This window comes from Sphingopyxis sp. (assembly GCF_965227415.1).
Taxonomy (GTDB): Bacteria; Pseudomonadota; Alphaproteobacteria; order Sphingomonadales; family Sphingomonadaceae; genus Sphingopyxis.
The window spans coordinates 1,301,679-1,314,280 of record NZ_OZ245749.1 but is presented as its reverse complement, the minus strand read 5'-3'; the positions used below and the strand labels follow the sequence as shown (position 1 = coordinate 1,314,280).

Genomic DNA, 12,602 nt, shown 5'->3' with positions numbered 1-12,602 from the left:
ATGGATTATATCAGCACCCGCGGCTCCGCGCCGACTCTCGACTTTCGCGCCGCCACGCTCGCGGGGCTCGCCAGCGACGGGGGGCTCTATGTTCCCGCCGTCTGGCCGCAGATGACGACCGACGAGATTCGCGCGCTTGCCGGGCTCGATTATGTCGAAACCGCGGTTCGCGTGATGACCCCGTTCGTCATCGGCATCCTGTCCGAGGACGATCTGCGCGCGCTTTGCAAAGCCGCTTATGGCCGCTTCAGCCACGATGCGGTGACGCCGCTCGTCCAGCTCGACCATCGGCATTGGCTGCTCGAACTGTTCCACGGCCCGACGCTGGCGTTCAAGGACGTCGCGCTGCAATTGCTCGGCCAGCTGTTCGAGAAATTCCTGAGCGGCGGCGACACCGACATCACGATCGTCGGCGCGACGTCGGGCGACACCGGCTCGGCGGCGATCGAAGCGGTCGCGGGGCGCGAGCATATCCAGATCTTCATGCTTCATCCCGAGGGCCGCGTCAGCGACGTCCAGCGCCGCCAGATGACGACGGTGCTGGCGCCGAACGTCCACAATATCTCCATCGACGGCAGCTTCGACGATGCGCAGGCGATGGTGAAGCGGCTGTTCGGCGATGCGGAGGCGCGCAGCCAGGTGACGCTGTCGGCGGTGAATAGCATCAATTGGGCGCGGCTGATGGCGCAGATCGTCTATTATTTCTACGCCGCCGTCCGCCTCGGCGCGCCCGACCGCCAAGTCGCCTTCAGTGTCCCGACGGGCAATTTCGGCGATGTGTTCGCAGGCTATGTCGCGGCGCGCATGGGGCTGCCCGTCGCGCGGCTCGTCGTCGCGACGAACGTCAACGACATCCTCCACCGCGCGCTGTCGAGTGGCGATTACAGCGCGGGCAGCGTCACCGCGACCGCGACGCCGAGCATGGACATCCAGGTCAGCAGCAATTTCGAACGGCTGCTCTTCGACCTGGCGGGCCGCGACGGTGGCGCGATTACCGGCATGATGCACGAATTCGATGCGCAGCGTGCGATGACGATCCCGGCCGACATGCTCGTCGGTGCGCGCGATCTGTTTTCCAGTGCGCGGATCGACGCCGACGGGATGGCGCTCGCGCTGCGCTGGGCGCAGGAGAAGGCAGGCCAGATCATCGATCCGCACAGCGCGGTCGGGCTGGCGGCAGCGCGCGAGCTGCAGATTGACGCCGATGTCCCCGTCGTCACGCTGGCGACCGCGCATCCGGCAAAGTTCCGCGACGCGGTCGAGCGCGCAACCGGCGTTCGCCCGGCGCTTCCCGCCCGCCTCGGCAATCTGTTCGAGCGCGAAGAACGGTATGAAAAGCTGCCCGGCGATTATGACGCGGTGAAGGCCTATATTCTCGGCGAAGCAGCGCGTGGCTGATCAGCTGCCTTTGATCACGCTGATCGGCGAGGCGTGGGGCGATTATGGGCTGGTCGACAGCGGCGGCGGGCGCAAGCTCGAACGCTATGGCGCCCACCGCTTCATCCGCCCCGAGCCGCAGGCGATGTGGCAGCCGGCGCTGCCGCAAAGCGAATGGGACGCCGCCGACGGCGAATTCATTCCGGCGTCTGACGACGATGGTGGCGGCCGCTGGTATTATAACAAGCCCGTCCCGACCGAAGGATGGCCGCTGGGATGGCGCGAGACGCGCTTCACGGCGCAATGCACGCCCTTTCGGCACCTGGGCTTCTTCCCCGACATGGCGCCCGTGTGGGACTGGCTGCGCGCGCAGGTCGCCGACAAGGCCGATCCGGCGTTTCTGAACCTGTTCGGCTATACCGGCGTCGGCAGCCAGGCCTTGGCCGCGGCAGGCGCATCGGTGACCCATGTCGATGCATCGAAGAAATCGGTCGCGCAGGCGCGCGAAAATGCCGAGCTGGCGGGCATGGCCGACAAACCGATCCGCTGGATCGTCGACGATGCCGGCAAGTTCACCGCGCGCGAAGTACGACGCGAGCGGCGCTATGACGCCATCCTGCTCGACCCCCCGAAATTCGGGCGCGGGCCGAACAACGAACGCTGGCAGCTCGAGGAAAGCCTGGCGCCCTTGCTCGCCGATTGCCGCCAGCTGCTCGACGCCGACAGCCGCGCGCTGTTCCTGACCGTCTATGCGGTGCGCATGTCGGCGCTCGCGATCGGCGAGCTGCTCGCGCAGTTGTTCGCCGATCTGCCGGGCCAGGTCGAATGCGGCGAACTCGTGGTGCGCGAGGAAACGCGCGGGCTGTTGCTGCCGACCGCAATCTTTGCGCGCTGGAGCCGTTAGGCCGCTTTGGGTTCGGCTAGCTCTATGCGGTTTCGGCCGTTTTCTTTCGCACGATATAGCGCTTCGTCGGCGGCTTTGAGTGCGGCGCGCGCATCGCCAAAGCCGAACACGTCGGCAACGCCGCCCGAAAAGGTGATCTGGCCAAAGGGCTGATCGGTCTTGCGGTTGATCAACCGCCGTTCGGCCAGCCCTTCGCGTGCCTCGTCGAGCTTCTTGACCGCTTCGCTCGGCGGCAGGCCGCGGAACAGCATCACAAATTCTTCGCCGCCGTGGCGCGCGACATGGCAATGGTCGTTCGAGATGCGCGCGAGCGTATCGGCGATCAGCTTGATGACGCGGTCGCCCGCCTCGTGCCCGTGCGTATCGTTGACCTTCTTGAACTCGTCGATGTCGCAGAAAGCGACGCTGAGCGGTTCGACCGCGGCGCGTGCTTCCTCGTAATGATGTTCGAGCAGCACCTCGAACGCCCGTCGGTTGGGCAGGCCGGTCAGATAGTCGACCTCGGCATCGCGCTTGGCGCGGGCGAGGCTCTTGCGAAGCGCCTTGGCCTCGTCCTCGCTCTTGCGCATTTCCTCTTCGGCGTGGCGCGTGCGTTCGAGCATGACCTTCGCGATGTCGGCAAGGTGCGACACGAGTTCGCCGGTCTTTTGCACCTCTTGCAGGTCGCTGACGTGCGCCTCCAGCTTGGTGCCATATTCACTGGTGGCGCTGCGCGCGGCTTTGGTGTTGGTCTGAAAGGTTTCGAGGTTGGTTTCGAGGCGCGCGACCATCCGGTCGATGTCGGCGCGGTCGGGCTGGATCGGTTCCTGTTGCGCGAGTTCGTCGAGCCACTGCTGCGTAATGCCTTCGCCGCCCTGCGCGCGTGTTGCGATCTGGCGCGCAAGCCGGGGATTGATCCCCGAAAAGGCGCTGTGCGCGATCAACAGGTTCGTCGCCGTGACGTCGAGATCGTGATCGAGCAGGAAGGCGCCGATCGCGCCCACCAGTTGGCGGCGCCCCTCGCGCAGCAGGTCGCGCGTGACGGCGGCTGCCGGCGCTCGATCCTCGTCACGGGTTCCGCCTTGGGCATTGCGGAGTCCCAGCCATCCCAGGAGCCGCCCAACCGGCTCGTTCGAAGGTGTTGCATGTGTGGTCATGCGACTTTTAACGGGCGCCATGGACCCGATTTAAGCCGAACCGAAAATTATCATGCGCGTCGTCGGGCGCCTTTTGAAACCCGTCGCTGCACCTTGGCTCAGGGCATGATGCGGCCTTCGTCGCGCCCCGGCATCGGCGCCAGCATCGGGACGATGATCGCCGAAATCGTCAACCATCCCGCGGCGGCGAGAATCGCGGTGGAAAGCGTCCAAAGGTCGGCGATCGCCCCGAACAGCCATGCTCCGAGCGCCATCGCGCCAAAAGTCACGGCTTGATAGATCGCCATGCATCGCCCCAGGATCGCTTCGGGCGAGCGAAGCTGCATCGCGACGTTGAGAGTTGTCAGGGTCGATACCCACGCCATGCCCGCGACAAAGGCGGCGGCCAGGATGATCGGCAGGCTTTGGGTCAGCGCGACGGGCAGCATCGCCGCCGCATAGACCAGCGAGGATGCGCTCACGATCCGGTCGCTGCCCCAGCGCCGGCGAAGATTGCCCACGAACAGCGCCGCGAGGATCGAGCCGATGCCAAATGCGGCCAGGCATACGCCGTATATCGTCTCGGTCCCGTGCAGCCGGTCGCGCACGAGTGAAGGCAGCAAAGCCTGAAAGGTAATCGCGGGGGTCCCGAAGACGAAGCCGCGGATCAGGATGCGGCGCACCGGATCGGACTGATAGCAAAAGCGCAGGCCCGTTGCGATCGACGCGAGCATGGGCGTGCGTTTCGGCGGCTCGACCTCCGGATGCCAGCGCAGCAGCACGACGATCAGCGCCAGATAGGAGATCGCGTTGAGCGCAAACGCCGGCGCCGGGCCGGTGATCGAAATGAGCAGCCCGCCAAGCGCGGGCCCCGCGCTTCGCGCAAGGTTGAACGCGATGCTGTTGAGCGCGATCGCTTGCGGCAGATCTTTCGGGCCGACCTGCATGCGCACCGAGGCCTGCCACGCCGGGCCATTCAGCGCAGTGCCACAGCCTACCGCGAGCGTGAAGAAGAGCAGAAGAAAGGGCGTGATCGCCCCCATCCATGTCGTCACCGTCAAGATGGCCGAGACGATGAGCATCCCCGTCTGCGCGGCGAGCATCACGCGCCGCCGGTCGTAATTGTCGGCAATCGCACCGGCAAAGACGCCGAGCAGCAGGATCGGGATCGTCGCGCCGACCTGGACGAGCGCGATGAGCAGATGCGACCGTGTGAGCTCGGTCATCAGCCACGCGGCACCGACCGACTGGATCATCGACCCCATGTTCGACGCCAGGTTGGCGATCCAGATGGCGCGAAAGGCGGGGTAGTTGAAGGGGGCGAGCGCGGAGGGCGGGGAGGGCGTGTCGGAACTCACACCCATGCGCCTAGACCGGCATGGCCACCGTCGCAAGGCGCTCCACTTCGACAAATGAGTCAGTTTTCCGCAAGGTAGGAATGATTATAGAGGGCCGATGACGTCGATCCTCTCTCTCGGCCGCAGCCGCATGGCTGGCTTGCTGGCCTGGATGGCGCTGCTGTCGCTCGGCGCGTTCGGCGCGCTGAACGATCCGGCGGGCGCTCGCGCGCTCGACGGCGCGGTGAAGGTGTCGGCGGTGCGGGCGCTGGTCGAGGCACCGGCGCATGTGGGACGCTTGGCCGCGATCAAGCTGACGCCGCATCGAACCGGCGACGACGATCACCGGCACAACCCATCGGGTCCCGACCCGCTGGCGCTGGTCGCGGCGATCCTGCTGGCGGCGCGTTCGGCGGAGGCCGCCGCTTTCGTCACGCTTCCGCTGGCAAAGGTCGCCGGTTGGCACGGTGCGCCCTACGCCGCACGCGCGCCGCCTTTTCCCTCCATCGGCTAATCAGCGCCGCCCTTGGGCGGACCCAATTCGACGCCCCCTTCGCGGGGGCGCAAGCGATGGAATTTGAAATGACGGACATAATCGAAAACGGGGCTTCGGCCTCGACCCAGGCCGTGCGCGCGGAAGATATCTTCCGCCGTTACCCCCACATCAGCGACGCCGAGGCGAAGGAGGCCGTGGTCTTCCTCAAGAAGGGGCGGCACCTCGACATCGGGCTTGTCACCGGTATGGTCGATCTCAAGGAGAATATCGCGGCGTTCCGCGATCAGCATGCGCGGCAACTCGACCTCGCCTGGGGCGAGATCATTGGCTTCACCACTTTCTTTGCCCTGATGTTGGTGACGGTCGTCTGGCTGCTCGCCAAATAACGCCGGGTACGGGATTGCGGCGGCCCCGCGCTGCCGCAATCCCGTCTTTTTCCGCGCGTAGGGCGCGGATGAAATAATCGCACCGACCCCACTGGCGCGCTCCGGTCCGACTGGTTACATGGGCCGCCACCAAACGAATCGCGTGTGTCGTCCCGAAACGCGGGGCAGATGCCGCCCGCATGAGAAAGTGGCACCCATGGAAATCATCACCGGCCTGACCTTCGACGACGTGCTGCTGGTGCCCGGTGCTTCGGATATCCTGCCTTCCGACGCCAATCTTTCGACTCAGCTGACCAGCGAGATCACGCTCAATATCCCGATCCTCTCCTCGGCAATGGATACGGTGACCGAGGCCGACATGGCGATCCTGATGGCGCAGATCGGCGGTATCGGCGTTCTCCACCGCAACATGACGATCGAGGAACAGGCCGCAGCGGTGCGGCAAGTGAAGCGCTTTGAAAGCGGCATGATCGTCAACCCGATCACCATCACCCCCGACGCGCCGCTCTCTTATGCGACCGCGCTGATGGACCAGCACAAGATTTCGGGGATTCCGGTGGTCGAACCCGGCGGCAAGCTCGTCGGCATCCTGACCCACCGCGACGTCCGCTTTGCCGACAACCCCGGCCAGCCGGTGCGCGAGCTGATGACCGCCGAACATCTGGCAACCGTCCGCCCCGGCGTCGGGCAGGACGAGGCGCGCAAATTGCTGCACCAGCGGCGCATCGAAAAGCTGCTCGTCGTAGATGACGATTATCGCTGTATCGGTCTGATCACCGTCAAGGACATGGAAAAGGCGGTCAACTTCCCCGACGCGACCAAGGACGGCAACGGCCGCCTGCGCGTTGCCGCGGCGACGAACACCGGCGATTCGGGGATCGAGCGGGTCGAGGCTTTGCTCGACGCCGAATGCGACCTGATCGTCGTCGATACCGCGCACGGCCACAGCAAGGGTGTCGGCGCGACGGTCGAGCGGATCAAGAAAATGTCGAACCGCGTCCAGGTGCTCGCGGGCAATGTCGCGACGGGCGATGCGACCAAGGCGCTGATCGACGCCGGCGCCGACGGCGTAAAGGTCGGCATCGGCCCCGGATCGATCTGCACCACGCGCGTGGTCGCGGGCGTCGGCGTGCCGCAGCTCACCGCGATTCTCGACAGCGTCGAAGCCGCTGAAAAGCTGGGCGTTCCCGTCATCGCCGACGGCGGCCTGCGCACGTCGGGCGACATAGCAAAGGCGCTCGCCGCGGGCGCGTCGAGCGTGATGGTCGGCTCGCTCCTCGCCGGCACGGCCGAGGCGCCGGGCGAAACCTTCCTGTTCCGGGGCCGGACGTACAAAAGCTACCGCGGCATGGGCAGTGTCGGCGCGATGGCGCGCGGTTCGGCCGACCGATATTTCCAGCAGGACATCAAGGACCAGATGAAGCTGGTTCCCGAAGGCATCGAGGGCCAGGTCCCGTTCAAGGGCCCGGCGAAGGATGTGATCCACCAGCTCGTTGGCGGGGTGAAGGCCGCGATGGGCTATACGGGCAGCCGGACGCTGAAAGACCTGCGCGAGCGGGCAAAGTTCGTACGGATCACCAATGCGGGGCTGCGCGAAAGCCATGTCCACGACGTCGCGATCACCCGCGAGGCGCCGAATTATCCGGCGGGTTGAGGATAGCGCAATGCACGGCGAAGCGACTCCTGCAAGCCCCTCCCTTTCAGGAAAGGGATCGGGGTGGGGGCCGTCAGCCTTGCGCAAGGCCGATGGGCCCCACCCGCTGCGACTAGGCCAGCCAGTCGGCAAATCTCGCTGCCCCCTGAAGGAGAGGGAGAAGGCGTTATGACCCCCGCCGCCCGCCTCCAGACCGCCATCGAGATTCTCGACGCCATTGCCGCTTCGGCGCGTGAGGGCGGGCCGCCGGCCGACGCCATTTTCGCCGAAGCGATGCGCGCGCGCCGCTATGCGGGGTCGAAGGATCGCCGCGCGATCCGCGCGCATGTCTATGATGCAATCCGTGTCGTTCGGTCGGCGCCCGCGTCGGGGCGCGCCGCAATGCTCGCGCTCGTCGATGCCGATCCCGCGCTGACGGAGCTGTTCGACGGCACGCCCTATGGCCCCGCGCCGATCGCGCCTGACGAACCGCGCGCCGAGCCCGGGCTTGCGGCACAGGCGCTCATCGATCTCTTCGATCCGCTCGTCGGCGAAAGCGAGCGCGACGCGATGCTCGCGCGCGCTTCGCTCGATCTTCGCGCCAACCGGATCAAGGCGACCGGCGACGATCTGGCGACATTTTTTCCCGAGGGTAAAGCGATCCCCGGCGCGGCCGACGGCTGGCGCCTGCCGCCCGAAACCGCTGCCGCCCAGCATCCCGCCTATGCCGAGGGCCGCTTCGAGGTTCAGGACGCTGCGAGCCAATATGCGTCGGCCGCTCTGGGCGCCGCGGCCGGCGCGAAGATCGTCGATCTGTGTGCGGGGGGCGGCGGCAAGACGCTTGCCATCGCTTCGTTCACCGGAAACGCCGCCGATATTCTGGCCTGCGACACGAACCGCGCCCGCCTGCAGCAACTCGCGCCGCGCGCCGAACGCGCAGGCGCGACGCGGATCGAAACACGGCTGCTCAATCCGGGCCAGGAACTGGACATGCTCGCCGACTGGCAGGGCAAGGCCGATCACGTCATTGTCGATGCACCTTGCTCGGGCAGCGGCACCTGGCGGCGCAGTCCCGAATTGCGCTGGCGCCTCACCCCCGCGCGCCTCGATCGTCATCTCGCCGATCAGGCGAAGCTCATCGGCATCGGCGCCGATCTTGTGGCGCCCGGCGGCAAACTCCTCTATGCCGTCTGCTCGATCATCGCGCGCGAGGGGCGGGCCCAGGTGGACGAGTTTCTGACGCAAAATCCCGGCTGGACGGCGGATCAAGACTATCTGCCCCGGGGCATCGGCCGCGCTGCGGGCCGCGGTTTTCTGCTGACGCCGGCCCACGACGGCTGCGACGGATTTTTTCTCGCACGGCTGACACGCCCATGTTAGCATCGCCGCGAATGACAAAATGGGAGAATGCGATGCGCGTCAGTCTGTTGGCTCTTGGTGCCGGCCTTATTCTTGCCAGCATGCCCGTGGCCTCCGATGCGCAGCGCGCCGACAACGACATCCTGCCGCGTTCGACCGTGCTCCAGAAGCAGGGCGAAGCCGCGCAGACCGCGGGCAATCTGACCCAGGCGGTCGATTTCTATGAATCGGCGCTCGCCGCCGATCCGCGCAACCGCTCGGCGATCATCGCGATGGCGCAGGTCGCGCGCGCGCAGGGGCTGCCGGGCAAGGCGATCGGCCTCTATCGCGAAGCGCTGCTCCTCGAACCCAACGACGTCACCGCTCTGACCGGACAGGGCGAAGCGCTCGCCGACAAGGGCGCGCTCGAGCTGGCGCGCGAAAAGCTCGCCGACGCGAAGCGGCTGTGCAAGACGACCTGTCCGCAGGTCGCGACGCTCGAAAGAGCCATCGCCAGCAGCGACGCAAAACGCGTCGTCGCCGCCGAAGCGATCGCACCGAAGCCCGTCGTAGCGACGGTCGGCACCAGCAACCAGAATTAAGCGCTCAACGTTCGCGCCAGCGCGACCCACTCGGCGACGCTGATCGTTTCGGCGCGCCGTGTCGGGTCGATGCCGAGCGATTCGAGCGCCTCGATGGCGCCTTCCATCCCTTTCAGGCTCTGCCGCAGCATCTTGCGCCGCTGGCCAAATCCCTTCTCGGTGAGTTTCGACAGGATGCGCGGGTTGACGCCTTCGGGCTGCTCGGTCGGTGTCACGTGGACGATCGCCGACATCACCTTGGGCGGCGGCGTGAACGCCGAGCGATGGACTTTCATCGCGATCTTCGGGGTCGAACGCCACTGCGATAGCACCGCGAGGCGCCCGTAAGCGCCCGATCCCACCGGCGCGACGATGCGTTCGGCGACCTCGAGCTGGAACATCAGCGTCAGCGACAGCCACAGCGGCGGCCACGCCTTGGGCTCGAGCCAGCGCGTGAACAGCGCGGTGCCGACATTATACGGCAGGTTCGCGACGATATGATATGGCGCGCCCGCGATCGCATCGGCATCGATCGCCATCGCATCGTCGGGAATGACGGTCAGCCGCCCGCCGAACGCGTCCGACAGCTCGCCGAGCAGCGGCAGGCAGCGGTCGTCGCGCTCGACTGCGGTCACGCGCGCGCCAGCGCGGAGCAACGCGCGCGTCAGCCCGCCAGGCCCCGGTCCCACCTCGAACACCGCCGCGTCGTCCAGGTCGCCCGGCAGCGCCGCGATCCGGTCGAGCAGCTGTTCGTCGAACAGGAAGTTCTGCCCCAGCGCCTTGCTGGCCTGCAGGCCGTGGACGCGCACCGTCTCGCGCAGCGGGGGCAGGGGATGCTTGGGTTCGACGGTCACTTCGCCGGCGCGTAGCTTTGCTCGCGCGCGGCGGCCATGCGCGCCGCCATCGCGATCGCTGCGATCGTCGGTCCCGGATCGGCCGTCCCCGCTCCGGCGATGTTGAACGCGGTGCCATGGTCGGGCGAGGTGCGGATGATCGGCAGCCCCAGCGTCAGATTGACCCCGTCGTGGAAATGCAGCGCCTTGAACGGTGCGAGCGCCTGGTCGTGATAGCCGCACAGGATCGCGTCATACCGATCGCGAATGCCCGGGGCGAACAGCGCGTCGGCGGCCAGCGGGCCTTCGACGATGATCCCTTCCTCGGCGAGCTGCGCGACCGCGGGGGCCATGATGCGGATTTCCTCGTCACCGAGCTGGCCGCTTTCGCCTGCGTGCGGGTTGAGCCCTGCGATCGCGAGCCGCGGCTGCGCGACGCCGAAATCGCGCGCCAGCCCGCGCGCGACGATCCGCGCCTTGGCGACGATCAGTTCGATCGTCAGCCGCTCGGGAACTTCGGACAGGGGGATATGGACGGTCAGCGGCACGACGCGCAGGCTCGGTCCCGCCAGCATCATCACCGCATTGGTGTGCGTGACGCCGCAGCGCTCGGCGATGAATTCGGTCTGCCCGGGGTGCGTATAGCCGATGCCGTGCAAGGCATGCTTCGACACCGGGCCGGTGACGAGCGCCGAGCTCGCGCCATTGCGCGTCAGGCCGATGCCGGTTTCGAGCGCGTGGAGCGCGCAGGTCGCGCCGGCCGCGGTCGGTGTGCCGGGGGTCAGCGGCCCGCTGTCTTCGAGGTGCCAGACGGGGAGGGCGGTATCGAACGCGCGCTCGGCCTCCTCGACATCGCCCACGCGCGCGATCGGCCCGTCCCAGACGGCTTCGACCGCGGCAATGTCGCCGATGGCAATGAAAGGCGGAAGGCCATGCTCGCGTCGCGCAACCCACGAACGGGCTGCGACTTCGGGTCCCACGCCGGCCGGGTCACCCATGGTGACCGCGATCGGCCGCGGAGTATCAGGATCGGGCATCAGCTATATTCGATCACCGCGTCGCGTCGCAGATCGCGCAGATACCGCTGGGCGCGCTTGTTGACCTTTTCCTCGAGCAGGCGCTGCTCGATCTGCTGGAGATCGGGCGCGGTCGCCGTCTGCGGCATATCGCGGCCGCACAGCACCAGCACGCTGATGCCTTCGTTCGCGGCGCCGAAAGGCTGCGTCGTCTGGCCGATCTGCATCGAGGCCAGCGTCGATTGCAGAGGGGCAGGCAGCGCGCGCATTTCGATATTGTCGCGCGAGACGATGGCGGCGCCAATGCTGGCCGCCACCGCGTCGGCGGCGCCGCAGCCGGCGATATTGCGCGTCGATTCGGCAAATTTGCCGGCGAGTTCGGCGGCGCGCGCTTCGTTCGTCCCGGCCGGGAAATCGAGCGAGATCTGCTTCAGGCTCAGCACCGCGTCGCGCGGATCGGCGGTCAGGACCTGGCGCCGGTCGATCATCAGCATGATCGACACGCCGCCCGGAACCTCGATCGGGCCGACCAGCTGGCCCGGCTGCATCTGCCCGGCGGCTTCGGCCATCGATGTCGGCAACTGCGCCGACTTCACCCAGCCAAGGTCGCCGCCGACGACCGCGGTCGATGCTTCTGAAAACTGGCGCGCATAGGCGGCAAAGCTGCCGCCCGCCTGTAGCGCCTGGATGATCTTGCGGGCATTCTCGACGATGGCGGCGGCGTTTTCAGGCGTCGCCGACAGATAGATTTCGCCGATGTGAAATTCGTCCTGGCCCTTGGATTCGTTCATCTGCTTGACGATCGCTTCAACCTCTTCGGTCGACACGTTGGTCGTCGACTGGATGTTGCGCGACAGCAGGCGGTCCCAGGCATATTCACCGCGGATCTGTTGCTTGACCGCGGCCGCCGAAGAATTTTTCGACACCAGATATTGCGTGAACTGGTCGGGCGTCTGCTTGAAGCGCGCAGCCAGGCGGGCGAACTGATCGTTGATGACATTCTCGTCGATCTCGATCTTGGCCGCCTTGGCTTCCTGGATTTGCAGCTTTTCGTCGATCAGGTTGCTGAAAACCTGGTTGCGCAGCCGCTGCAATTCTTCGGGCGGCAGCTCGACATTGTTGTTCGCGATGCGGATCAGCGCCATGCGCTGTTCGATGTCGGTCGCGGTCACGATCTCGCCATTCACCGTCGCCGAGGGGCGATAGACATTCGGCTTGGCATCGCCGTAGATCTGGACGTTGCCCGGAATGTTCAGGCTGGTCGTCGGCACTTCATTGTCGGGGACGGTCTGCGCGATTACCGGCGTGATACCCACGGCCGCCGCGGCCATCAGCCCGATCATGGTCGAAATTTTGATCATTTTTACCCTATTCGAGAGGTTCCGGCCCGCTCCGTATCAGCGGACGTGCCCGATGGTCCAGCGCAAACGCGTGTCTGCATGTCATAACTGGGCCCGATCTAGCGTTGAAACGCTGAACGGGGGCTGAGCAGAATGGGGGAGGCGTGCGCTTTGCGACGGTGGAGGGGGGAGGCGCCTAGCTCCGCTTCGTCATCCCGGACTTGATCCGGGATCCACGACGACGGT

The 12,602-nt window shown here is 66.4% G+C and carries 12 protein-coding genes; 7 read left to right on the top strand and 5 right to left on the bottom strand.

Annotation, left to right across the window (positions count from 1 at the left end):
* Both thrC and ACO055_RS06395 read left to right on the top strand, forming a co-directional pair.
* The gene (gene thrC, locus ACO055_RS06400; RefSeq protein WP_422061752.1) at positions 1 to 1,398 is read left to right on the top strand and encodes a threonine synthase; all 1,398 of its coding nucleotides are present in this window, start codon (positions 1 to 3) and stop codon (positions 1,396 to 1,398) included.
* Positions 1,399 to 1,402: 4 nt separating this feature from the next.
* The gene (locus tag ACO055_RS06395; protein WP_422062432.1) at positions 1,403 to 2,281 is read left to right on the top strand and encodes a class I SAM-dependent methyltransferase; all 879 of its coding nucleotides are present in this window, start codon (positions 1,403 to 1,405) and stop codon (positions 2,279 to 2,281) included.
* On the opposite strand, the gene ACO055_RS06390 is transcribed toward ACO055_RS06395, so the two are convergent.
* Together ACO055_RS06390 and ACO055_RS06385 are read right to left on the bottom strand one after the other, a co-directional pair.
* Complete coding sequence (locus tag ACO055_RS06390) at positions 2,278 to 3,417, bottom strand: diguanylate cyclase (RefSeq protein ID WP_422061751.1); 1,140 nt, start codon at positions 3,415 to 3,417, stop codon at positions 2,278 to 2,280. The genes ACO055_RS06395 and ACO055_RS06390 overlap by 4 nt on opposite strands.
* Positions 3,418 to 3,515: 98 nt before the next feature.
* Positions 3,516 to 4,760, bottom strand: coding sequence for an MFS transporter (locus ACO055_RS06385; protein WP_422061750.1), 1,245 nt, complete (start codon positions 4,758 to 4,760; stop codon positions 3,516 to 3,518).
* A 91-nt stretch (positions 4,761 to 4,851) separates the two neighbouring features.
* On the opposite strand from ACO055_RS06385, the gene ACO055_RS06380 reads away from it, so the two are divergent.
* The 5 genes from ACO055_RS06380 (at position 4,852) to ACO055_RS06360 (ending at position 9,188) form a co-directional block, all read left to right on the top strand.
* Entirely contained in the window at positions 4,852 to 5,247 is a 396-nt protein-coding gene (locus ACO055_RS06380; RefSeq protein ID WP_422061749.1) for a hypothetical protein, read from the top strand.
* Between the two features lie 68 nt (positions 5,248 to 5,315).
* The gene (locus tag ACO055_RS06375; RefSeq protein WP_422061748.1) at positions 5,316 to 5,615 is read left to right on the top strand and encodes a hypothetical protein; all 300 of its coding nucleotides are present in this window, start codon (positions 5,316 to 5,318) and stop codon (positions 5,613 to 5,615) included.
* A gap of 196 nt (positions 5,616 to 5,811) precedes the next feature.
* Complete coding sequence (gene guaB / locus ACO055_RS06370; protein ID WP_422061747.1) at positions 5,812 to 7,269, top strand: IMP dehydrogenase; 1,458 nt, start codon at positions 5,812 to 5,814, stop codon at positions 7,267 to 7,269.
* 168 nt (positions 7,270 to 7,437) lie between these two features.
* On the top strand, positions 7,438 to 8,628 hold the full coding sequence (locus ACO055_RS06365; protein WP_422061746.1) for an RsmB/NOP family class I SAM-dependent RNA methyltransferase: 1,191 nt from the start codon (positions 7,438 to 7,440) through the stop codon (positions 8,626 to 8,628).
* Positions 8,629 to 8,639: 11 nt separating this feature from the next.
* Positions 8,640 to 9,188: a tetratricopeptide repeat protein gene (locus ACO055_RS06360; protein ID WP_422061745.1), complete on the top strand. Its 549-nt coding sequence runs from the start codon at positions 8,640 to 8,642 to the stop codon at positions 9,186 to 9,188.
* Here ACO055_RS06360 and rsmA read toward each other — a convergent pair.
* From rsmA to ACO055_RS06345, 3 genes are read right to left on the bottom strand one after another with little or no spacing between them, the layout of a single operon-like run.
* Entirely contained in the window at positions 9,185 to 10,021 is an 837-nt protein-coding gene (gene rsmA, locus ACO055_RS06355; RefSeq protein WP_422061744.1) for a 16S rRNA (adenine(1518)-N(6)/adenine(1519)-N(6))-dimethyltransferase RsmA, read from the bottom strand. The two genes, ACO055_RS06360 and rsmA, sit on opposite strands and share 4 nt — an antisense overlap.
* A complete protein-coding gene (pdxA, locus tag ACO055_RS06350) occupies positions 10,018 to 11,037 on the bottom strand; it encodes a 4-hydroxythreonine-4-phosphate dehydrogenase PdxA (protein WP_422061743.1) in 1,020 nt (339 codons plus the stop codon). Before pdxA ends, rsmA begins: the two co-directional genes overlap by 4 nt.
* Complete coding sequence (locus tag ACO055_RS06345; RefSeq protein WP_422061742.1) at positions 11,037 to 12,377, bottom strand: peptidylprolyl isomerase; 1,341 nt, start codon at positions 12,375 to 12,377, stop codon at positions 11,037 to 11,039. The genes pdxA and ACO055_RS06345 overlap by 1 nt, the downstream gene beginning before the upstream one ends.
* Positions 12,378 to 12,602 lie beyond the last annotated feature (225 nt).

Excerpts from the sequence above, each read along its gene's own strand:
- ACO055_RS06375 (WP_422061748.1), top strand. The coding sequence starts at position 5,316 with ATGACGGACATAATCGAAAACGGGGCTTCGGCCTCGACCCAGGCCGTG.
- pdxA (WP_422061743.1), bottom strand. The coding sequence starts at position 11,037 with ATGCCCGATCCTGATACTCCGCGGCCGATCGCGGTCACCATGGGTGAC.
- thrC (WP_422061752.1), top strand. The coding sequence starts at position 1 with ATGGATTATATCAGCACCCGCGGCTCCGCGCCGACTCTCGACTTTCGC.
- ACO055_RS06360 (WP_422061745.1), top strand. The coding sequence starts at position 8,640 with ATGACAAAATGGGAGAATGCGATGCGCGTCAGTCTGTTGGCTCTTGGT.
- guaB (WP_422061747.1), top strand. The coding sequence starts at position 5,812 with ATGGAAATCATCACCGGCCTGACCTTCGACGACGTGCTGCTGGTGCCC.
- ACO055_RS06345 (WP_422061742.1), bottom strand. The coding sequence starts at position 12,377 with ATGATCAAAATTTCGACCATGATCGGGCTGATGGCCGCGGCGGCCGTG.
- ACO055_RS06390 (WP_422061751.1), bottom strand. The coding sequence starts at position 3,417 with ATGACCACACATGCAACACCTTCGAACGAGCCGGTTGGGCGGCTCCTG.
- ACO055_RS06380 (WP_422061749.1), top strand. The coding sequence starts at position 4,852 with ATGACGTCGATCCTCTCTCTCGGCCGCAGCCGCATGGCTGGCTTGCTG.
- ACO055_RS06385 (WP_422061750.1), bottom strand. The coding sequence starts at position 4,760 with ATGGGTGTGAGTTCCGACACGCCCTCCCCGCCCTCCGCGCTCGCCCCC.
- ACO055_RS06365 (WP_422061746.1), top strand. The coding sequence starts at position 7,438 with ATGACCCCCGCCGCCCGCCTCCAGACCGCCATCGAGATTCTCGACGCC.